Origin of the sequence: Endozoicomonas sp. YOMI1 (assembly GCF_024606345.1) — a bacterium.
Lineage (GTDB): Bacteria > Pseudomonadota > Gammaproteobacteria > Pseudomonadales > Endozoicomonadaceae > Endozoicomonas.
Window position 1 is genome coordinate 1 of record NZ_JAHHPM010000065.1, and the last position, 9942, is coordinate 9942.

6 protein-coding genes are annotated in these 9942 nt (G+C 47.8%); 5 read left to right on the forward strand and 1 reads right to left on the reverse strand.

Annotated elements, in window-relative coordinates; translation table 11 throughout:
• The first annotated feature begins 914 nt into the window (after positions 1–914).
• From KDK15_RS02480 to KDK15_RS02495, 4 genes are all read left to right on the forward strand, one after another.
• The gene (locus KDK15_RS02480) at positions 915–2834 is read left to right on the forward strand and encodes a leukocidin family pore-forming toxin (protein ID WP_257293788.1); all 1920 of its coding nucleotides are present in this window, start codon (positions 915–917) and stop codon (positions 2832–2834) included.
• Positions 2831–3079, forward strand: a complete 249-nt coding sequence (locus KDK15_RS02485; RefSeq protein WP_257293789.1) for a hypothetical protein — start codon at positions 2831–2833, stop codon at positions 3077–3079. The genes KDK15_RS02480 and KDK15_RS02485 overlap by 4 nt, the downstream gene beginning before the upstream one ends.
• Positions 3076–3279 (forward strand): hypothetical protein, encoded by a 204-nt coding sequence (locus KDK15_RS02490; protein WP_257293790.1) that lies wholly within the window; start codon positions 3076–3078, stop codon positions 3277–3279. The genes KDK15_RS02485 and KDK15_RS02490 overlap by 4 nt, the downstream gene beginning before the upstream one ends.
• A gap of 307 nt (positions 3280–3586) precedes the next feature.
• Positions 3587–4738 carry a hypothetical protein gene (locus KDK15_RS02495; RefSeq protein WP_257293791.1) on the forward strand — a complete coding sequence of 384 codons (1152 nt, stop codon included), beginning with the start codon at positions 3587–3589 and terminating at the stop codon, positions 4736–4738.
• An 18-nt stretch (positions 4739–4756) separates the two neighbouring features.
• On the opposite strand, the gene KDK15_RS02500 is transcribed toward KDK15_RS02495, so the two are convergent.
• Positions 4757–6265, reverse strand: a complete 1509-nt coding sequence (locus tag KDK15_RS02500) for an NTP/NDP exchange transporter (protein WP_257293792.1) — start codon at positions 6263–6265, stop codon at positions 4757–4759.
• A gap of 482 nt (positions 6266–6747) precedes the next feature.
• Between KDK15_RS02500 and KDK15_RS02505 the strand changes: the two genes are divergently transcribed.
• On the forward strand, positions 6748–9822 hold the full coding sequence (locus tag KDK15_RS02505; RefSeq protein WP_257293793.1) for a hypothetical protein: 3075 nt from the start codon (positions 6748–6750) through the stop codon (positions 9820–9822).
• The last annotated feature ends 120 nt before the right edge of the window (positions 9823–9942 follow it).

The following is a 9942-nucleotide window of genomic DNA, read 5'->3' on the forward strand; positions in this document are numbered from 1 at the left end:
CTTCACTTCCTCAGCTTGTGCTACGGCACACACTCGTCATTCCGCCTTGCCCAGCTGTCCAACATGACTTGCTCGCTATCATATTTAGAAGGCGGAATTGGTATTACCAGCAGCTACATGCCAAATATTTCAACTCTGCAGACACTGTACACGACAATTTTCATAAGGCCTTCTCCCTCCTGCCTTTCATAGCTTGAAACATGGTTTCTATTTGCCATCGTCGCAGGTAATCTTCAATGATGCGCCAAGGCTAAGCATTGCAAATCATCGCCATTGGTTCGCTCCCTGCCTTACTCTTGATTCTTGTCGTGTACAGTGATGGTGGACACTTTTTGGGCACCCAAAGCATCCGAGCATCCTCGAATATTGTTAGTGCAAAAGCAATTTTTTGTAACCACTCTGGCCCGGCATCCATGCTGGCACAGGGGAAATCATGCAAAGCATAGTATTTGAGTTTGACAGATTCTTTATCTTTTACTTAGCTTAGAAAGCTCAACTTTTTCTATTTAAGTGCTATTGATTGAAAGTGTCGTAATGGGGTTTTGGAGTTCAGCCCCCTCCCGATGACTGCTCTTTTGAATCACGCTTTAAAAAGCTTCAGACCTCTCCCCTGCGTAACTATTCAAAAGTCCAAGTTAAACAAATTTCAGTTTGACTGGCGTGGAGCTAGTTTGCATCCCTCCAGATTGTCGATCTAAAGGGATCTATCACAAGCTGGAGCCTTGAAGTCCCTGGTGTCAGGAGTTCCTGATTAATCATTTTTTTAATATCCTTTGGTATCTCTTATGAATAAATCATATACATGTACAGCTGTCTTACTCAGTACACTCACCACAATGCCTTGTCTAGCTGCGCCTTGTGGTAATGAATGCACTAGCCAACAGAAACAGGAGGGCACCCTAGATGGTGACTCTATGGCAAGTACGCTAGATGGTGACTCTATGGCGAGTACGCTATATGGTGACACTATGGCGAGTACGATAGCTGCCCAGAATGTTGTTTATATCAATCTCGCAAGTGAAGCTGAAAGCGTTGCTGATATGGATGTATTCGCTGAACTGAAGCGTGGTCGTATTATTTTAATCGACGCAACAACCATCAATGACAGTAACCAGATAAGTCAGAAAACCAAAGCCCTATTTGGTACTGGAACCACAGCACCAGTAACATTGGTTTACCATCATCAAGATGAAATAGTATTTCAGGATCTTGTGCAATTTGATACTACGCCAGTTGATAATGCGCCAGTTGACCAGGATACTCTGGATGCCCCGGAAATAACTCCGGTCAATAATGATAAACTTGATATTGCTCGCCTGGCTTTTGATACTGAAACTGTACTGCAACAAATAACAGACAGGAAAAGTATGCCTGAATATTTAACTGCACCGAGTTCAAAATCGCTTATGGCTCCAACGACTACTCGAGGATTGTCAGGTGTAGGCTACGCACCAATACTCAACCAAAAACGCATATTATCTTACAGTAATCTGTCCTGTAAATTACCCAACGACTGGGAAAGCGGTAACGCCACCACTGCCTTCCATCATCTGGGCATGTCTGGTATAGCTAATTTTTTGGATCTTACATTCAAACCTGATTTGTGTGAAGGCAGCGCATCGGTCAATTTAGAATATAATATCACTCGCATGCGTAGCATTAATGGGCCAAATACTGACAACGCCAAGTATGTACGAATTTCCTTGTCAGACAGTAACGCTGGAGGAGCTGGCGCAGGGGTATACCTGGCGAACAGCCAAAATGAAGTTGATACATGGAAGCAGTCAAATACTGTCCGAAACACGCGTTTAGGCCCACTATTGCAACGGTTTGAATTTACATCACGTCCACTATCTAACGACAGCGATATCACTCTTTCTCACCATGCACCGCAAAACCTGAATCCAAATGTATCTAAAAGCTTTACCAAAGATCTTGGTTTAGGAGCATCAGTTTCCGCTAATGCCGAAGTAGATGGAACGGGTCCCAAGGTAGGCGCTGGAGCATCAGGTTCCTTTAGTTTTTCGGACTCGCGCACAGTGACAATCAATCATGCGGAGTATCGGGTTGAAAATAATACTGCCAATAAACATGCGAAAATTGCATGGGATCATGGCGATACCTGTGATTATGCTTATGGTGATATTAGCTTTGGTTGCGCATACTCAAGACCGCTGTGGTACGATGGAGGTATTTTTAACCCTAACCTCTTCAATAGTATTAGCCATCGTAATTTTGTACCTTCTGTTGACGTGTTGTACCGTGCAGTGCCCGATAAACGTGGCAGCACTCAATTCCGTGTAGAGTCCAAGGTCAGCATAGGGGCTTATTACGGACAATCACGCTATGGTGTTTTGTATGCTGTAGTGGCTCCATTTGGTTACCGTACCATAACTTACACACTACCATTTGAAATAGACATTGACTGGGATCACCCTGTATTTCAACCCGAAGCAAATGTACGCATACAGTCACTAGACGCAGACAACCTCTGCCTGGATGTATTTCATAACGTCAATAAAGCCGGACAAGCTATTGTAGGCTATTACTGCCATGGAAAGCGTAATCAATTGTGGGGGCTGGATGGCGCAGAACGTTACCGCTCCCGGCTCAATCCAGACTATTGCCTCACGGTAAATGATCACAATCAGTTGACGCAGGATAATTGCTCTAATTCATTAGCGCAAAAGTGGTACTGGGAAGGCGATAAATTAAAAACCCGAAAATCAGACATTAGAGGAAGTGTGATTCAAGCTGGTCTATTGCAACAAGCTGTTATGGTTGATGACAGCCCAAATGCACCTCGCTGGAACAATTACTTATCCCATTTTTGAAGGGAATTAAAATCAGCCTGTTTACCGGCACGCCATTGCTGATCCAGATATTTCTGATTTATTACGGTCCGGCTCAGTTTGATGTCATCAAAAACAGCATTCTATGGCCCTGGTTAAGCCAGCCCTGGTTCTGCTCCATGCTGGCTTTGGCCCTGAACTCAGCCACCTATTCCACCTTGCTGTCCAAGGGAGCCATTGATGCAGTGCCAAACAGCGACAGGGAAGCCTGTAGGCGCTGGGCATGACGAACAGACAGGCACTGCTGCGGGTTATCTTGCCCCATACCGCCCGTCGGGCACTGCCCGCCTATGGCAACGAGGTCATTCTGGTTATGAAAGGTTCGTCCCTGGTCAGTACCATTACCCTGATGTATTTAATGGTCTATACGGCCAGACTGAACGCACAAACTTACGACACATTAACGGTGTTCACCATGCCGACTTGATCTACCTGACCATGACGGGGGTTCTGACAGTACTGATCCGGTTTATGGAACACAAAGTTCTGGCATTCAACCACTGACCCGTTTTGTAAGCCGCCAATTCCGACCATGGCTGTCTAAATCAAAGCCTGATTTTTTTTGCAGATCCTTGCCTGCTGACTACACTTGTCGGTGGTCATTCAGGCCATGGTTACCAGGGAATGCACGAGCAGGCCGTGCTGCCGGTAAAACAAAATGTCAACGTCGAAAAGTCTGGCTGGCACCTGTCATTTATATAAAACAGTCAGCACATCGGGTACATAATTAAGCAATGATCAAACTATTGAGCTGTCTGGTATCGTTTATCGTTATCATCAGCCATGAGCTGTCCGCCGACGGAAATCTCTCTGACATTGAAAGTCACATTGAAAGCATCAACACCTTTTACGGGACAATATCGTTTGAAGCAATGGAAAGCGATCAATCCCGGCTGCTCTCTTCCCTTTTGGTCCACCCGGCAGTCAACAGGCTGAAACATATTAACCAGTACGGCCCCATACAGATGGTGGACTCACAGGGCAGTAACAACGAACCCTATTCCCGTTACGACCACTCTCTGGGTGTCTTCTATCTGCTCAACCGTTTCGGTGCCCCCTTTCCGGAACAGATCAGCGGCCTGCTCCATGACCTGCCCCACAGCACCTTCAGCCATGTTTCTGATTACCTGTTTTCTGACAGTTCAGCAGGCAACCCGAACTATCACGATTCACAGTTCATCAACTTTTTGGACAGGCACAACATTACCCCAATCCTGAACAGACACCACCTGTCACCTGAAACCATACACCCCAAAAAAAATCCCTCGTTTACCCGGCTGGAACGGCCACTGCCAGACCTTGCCGCTGACCGGCTTGATTATATAGTGCAGGGCGCTGCCAGAAGAAAAAATCTCACCGATCAACAGGTAGACACTATTCTGGCAGACCTTTTCTTTGACCCACTGTCACAGCACTGGTATTACAAAAGTCTGGAATCCGCGCGGCTGACCGCCGATGCCAGTATTGAACTGAACCGGCATATTTTTGTTACCGCCTGGGGACGGGTTCTCTATCTCTGGACAGCCGATGCCCTGAATCAGCTGGTTATGGCAGGAGAACTCCGGGCTGATGATCTTTTTTTTGCCATGGGTGACGATCAAGTCTGGCAGAAAATACACCAAAGCACCTTGCCCGGTGTACGCACATTAGCCGGGCAAATGTTGACCGCCTGGCATAAGGTGCATGAGGTCACCCATCCCGGGGAAAACACCATAACGTTTGAAAATGTCCGTTGTCGTATTGTTGACCCAAGAGTGGCAACCATCAGTTCCGGAAATACCGTAACCAGCTGGCTGCGTGTTTCCGATATCGACCGGGCATTCAGGGACCGTTACCTTACCGAACTCAAGCGATGCCAGCTTTTTTATGCTGAGGTTGAGCCATAATCAAAAGCAGCATTATGCTTATTCCATATGCTTCTTCTCAGTGATTTCCGAGAAACGCTTGCCCAGCGACCGGGCAGATGCAATCCAGATCACGAAGAAACAGAGGACAATCACCGCAACGTAAGGTGCAATGGCAGACAGTGACCCCATCATCACCATCAATATCTGCTGTATCAATGAACCCGTGGATTTCCCGGTGGGGTTACCAATAATATCCACTGCCGCCTTGCCCTTTACCTTCTGTTCCGGCGTCAGGGGGATATAACTCATCTCCTTGGTGGGGTCGAACAAGGCGTATTTGGTGGATTTACTCAGAATATTCTGTATTGCCCCCAAAATAACCGTCAGCATTAACGGGGCAACTCCCAGGGAGAGCATCAGACTTTCAGGCAACCAGTCCCGGAACAGGACAAAACAGAAAAACAGGGACCCGGTGATCAATAATGTGACCGGCGTACACAGCGCCGCGAATGTCCAGCCAAAATACCGGATCACATTATTGGTGAGAAACAGCATCATAAAAATCGTCATCAAACCGGTGCAGGTTGAAAACAGTCCCATAAACTGATTGTAATTATTCGGATCCGGAAACTGCATACGAAGCTGATTTTTCCAGGTAACCTCCACCATATTGATGCACACCCCATAGCTGATCACCAGCAGGGCAATGCACAGAAGGTATCTGGAATGAATAATCATTTTTAAGCTTTCACGCAGAGACAGGCTCAATTTTTCATTGGCTTGCTCATTGGCATCCAGCTGATGGTATAAGCCGGGATCACTCAGGACATATCGATTCATCCACCAGTAAATCAAAATAATCAACACCCCGCCCAGCGTCAGAACCCCGGTCATCAGATTCAGGGAATAACCCCAGCAATCCACACCTTCGGGCAGGTTCTCCCTGACTCCGGAGGCAACGTAGACGAAAAAGCCGGCAGTGGGAAGGGCCAGATTTCCCATCATGCCAAACAGGGCATAAAACCGTTTCGACTCGGCAATGGTATTAATATGATTGGCAAATCCCCAGAACAGCATGGACAGGCAGACACTGCCCCACAACTCCGACATGACATAAAACAGGGAGAAGGTCCAGTTACGCATCACCGCAATCAGTCCCTTGAACCCCGGTGGTAAAACACTTTGCAGATAATCCGAAGTGTCATGAAAATGCAGGGTATCCCGGTTGGGGTAGAGCCAGAGCGCAAAGAAAATAAAGAACAGAATAAATGTGGTAATCACCAGGTAAAAAAGTGTATTCCTCCTGACCAGGTTACTCATTCGGGAATAAATCAGGGTAAACCCGATGGCAAAAGGGACATTAACCCAGAGTTTCAGAAATGGAATAATCTCGGCACCGGAACCGGCACCGGTGACCACCAGGGTATCTTTGGTATCCCTGAGAATCGTATAATTAAAAAGAATAAGGTAGAACATCAAAATCATGGGGATAAGCTTTTTCAGCTCATAGCTGTGAACCGGCCAGAACCGTTCCCGCCATTTGCCGAACTCAGGATCAGAACTCATTGAGAACCTCCAAAACAAATAACGTCTCCCCTTTATACGGCCTAACAGAAGCCGCAGAAACAAATACGGAAGTCCACTATCAGTCTGGAAGCCTGTTCATGAGCCATATGCAGCCCATCACCGCTAGAGAGAATTTACTCCCTGACCTCTCTGTTCAACCCTGAAAGAACAATAGAAAAATAATGGTTATTTCAATCAATTACCAGCTTTAAAAAAAGAACGAAATAAAAAACTTTAGTAAAGTTGTTTCATTCGGACAAACAAATCATCAAAGCACTATATTCAGGAGAAAAAACTCCCAATAAATCATCGTTCATTCTTATAAAACAAAAATAACAAATATTTATCACCAACAGGCTCATTACAGCCTATTTTGAGTGATTAGACATTTATCACTCCGGTTTCTTATCTCAATGAAAACAGGTTCTTGCTCCTACCGTATTCTCCTTATGTTTTTATGCCTCTTCATGGCAGGTTTGCTTTTGTATTCCGGTTCAGGCGTCTTTGCAGCAGTGCATCAGGCTGAAACTGACTGGCAGAAGCAAGCGCAGCAAAACAAAAACGGGGAGATCAGTCGCCTGGTGAACACGCTGAAAACGGCGGTCGCCTGGGGCCTGGTGCCATTAAGTTCAGAAATCGCCCTGAACATCAGCAAAAAATATTTAAAACAGAATAATTACGATTTTCTCCTAACCTTACTGCAAATCCACGGCAGTAATATCCGGCGGTCAACCAGCCAGCATCTGACCGACAATCTCAGCGCCCGGCTGGAAAGCTTCAGTTACAAGACGCTGTCGGACGAACACCTGAAAAAGCAGACCGATGATCTGCAAACCGATCTCCTGTTCCGTTCCCTGTTTACCTTTTCCATTCTCAGCATGAATGCCCAGAAAGCGAGAAAAACCTATTTCCGCCTGCAGGACATTCTTGACAACATCGCCTCCACCGCCAGACTCGCATTAACTGATGGTGATCATGACCGAGCCAGTGCAATGGTTGCCCTGGCCGCACAGACCATGGTTTACCTTCATCCCGAAGCCAGGGCCAGTGACGGGGCTGACAGTATCAGGACCCATTTCAATTACCATGTTGACTGGTCCGGTATTCCGGCATTTCGCGCCAACCTCCAGCGCCATCTGCAGACCATGGATCCACTGGTCCGACGCTCAACATTGATAAACCTGCGTTACTGCGATCTCCTGAACCAGTGGCAGATCAGTTATCAGGACTGCAGCGTGTATGAAAACGGTGCCATAGCGGAGCTGGAGGGCATGGCCATTATGTCCGAAAAGAAGACAGAGCCCGGGGTCATCCAGTCCGCCCTCAAGGGTGTTCCTGAGCAATACATCAGAAACTCCATTTTTATTATGGGAGTTTCTGTCCCGGCAGTACTGCTCTATTTCCTGAAAAAAGGGAAGTCACCGGTGATCTACACCGTGGTTGACCATTTTGCCAAGGTAACCGGTATGGCAACCACCAAAGCCACCATTGAACGGTTCTCCTCCAATACCCGCCGCAGCCTGGAAAACTGGGGTGCCATTGACACCGGCAAAGGGAGTTCGACATCTCCGGCCGGGGAATTTGCCAACCATTACTTTAATACCCTGCAAAAAAATGCCACCGCCATTCTGGCCGAACAGCCCAACTTTGCCCGCTCCAATGCCCAGCGCGCCCTGGAGGCTCTGGTGGTCAATCTGGCAGAAGCCTTCAACCTGCAGAGGGTCAAGGATGACCGGGCCAGTGCTGATCTTCTGGCCGCAGCGCTGGTTCAGAATTACCGGGAAAACGTTGAAGTCACCAATGATGACAGCCTGATCCGTTCAACCCTGCTGGCCTACCGGCCACTGTATGGTCAGGAACTGATCCCTGAAGTCGTGGGGGCCCTGGAAATACTGGAACCTGAATACAAAACAAATCCAAAGGTGAGGCAGTGGTATCAGCAGCAACTGACCACCTGGTTCAGGCTTTCGTCTCCGGATGGCTCAGTACAGGATCTGCCTGAATTCCCCGATATACCATGGATCAGCCAGATTCCCCAGCTGCCTTCCGGGAAACCAAAGCCTCGAACCCCGGACCGACCTGCCAACTGGTATCAGAGCTACCTTCCGGACAAGGAAACCGTATCCACGATGACCATCCACGGTACTGCCCTTGGCTATTCAATACTGGTGGCCATCCTTGAACCCCTGACTGCCCGTCGGCTATTGGCTGGCCAGCCTTCATACTGGTATCTGGCATCTTCTTACCTGTTGACCTCCATTTTTGATTTTGGCCTGCGCTCCCTGGGAGAACCGGCCATTGTGCACCTGCAAACGGTGATCAAAAACGGGATTGGCAGCACCACGGGTATTCTGTCGCCAGAGGACAAACAGATCCAGGATGAACTGGCCGACAAAGTCAATGCCCTTAACCGTAAGCTCAGTATTGAAGCCCAGACCAGCCGCTCATACCGTGCAACACTGGAAGGCCTGCTAACCCGTTACTGGAGCCTGTCCAGTCATCTGCTGGCTCACCTGGAACATTACCCACAGTCTCAGGCCGCTGCCATACTGGCCCTGGCTGCCTATACCCAGCGTTATTTTCACGCCGAATTTAGTGAAGACAACCTGGTGGTGAAAACCCTGGCAGTGGCAAGACTGAAGTCTGGCTTTGAGATACTCAGGGAGCAGGGTGAAATTCAGCATTTCACCCGGCAGGTTTTCGCTGCCCTGAAAGCCCTGGACCCTGCGTTTGCCAAACAGGACATCCAAAATATTTACCTGAAAATGCTGAAAAGCTGGGGTCTTAAACATGACATACAGACGGCAGCCAAATCACAAGATGTGCTGGACACCTGGGCATCTTATGGTGATTACCTGCTGGCAGCCGTGGGATTCTCAACCCAGGCCATGGTGAAAGCACTGGTCCATGACGACACAGTGGTGGATGTGATCAGCCGGTCGATGGCGCATTTTTTTGTGAATATTTTTGAATATGGTACTACTGACTCATTAAGAAAGAAGATCTACGCCTGGTCACGGCTGAAGATGCTCAATGTCGTCTCCTTCTACCCGGAGGAAGAAATGATCGGTGTCAATTTTGCCAATCAGGAAATGACCGACTCCTTTCGCCGCCAGAAATTCTATTTTGGCAAACCGGAACTGGACATGCGGACGCAGCTGATCCAGATTATTACCTCTATCGCCAACAGTTATTATCAGGCGATCATCCAGATCGACGCTGACCGCCAGAGTGATGATGTGATCGAACAGGAAACGCTGGATAATGTGGAAAACCTGGTGGCTCTTACCGTTCTCCGGCTGGTTCTGTTTGCACCGGATATGGCGGCCGATGACCTGTATATCCTGCAATCCATCAGCATACTTTCCCTGCCCATCAGTGATGAGCTGATCTCCATGCGTGAGCCAATCATTGTCAAAATAAAAGCAGCCCTTGATTCACTGGAGGTTGACGACAAAAGCCTGATAGAAGACGGCATGAATAAAGCCATGTTGATTATCGATAACTGGCTTCACCCGCCTCAACAGAGCACCTTCTCGGAAATTGCCCTTGAATAACGTACTTTTTAGCCACGGAGTCTTTGCGATAAAGCGTTTTGGTTAGGAATTGCCCCGGAATAATTTGTACATTTCTGAGTTTCAAAACCACGTTCGTCCTGAGCCTGTCGAAGGGCGTGA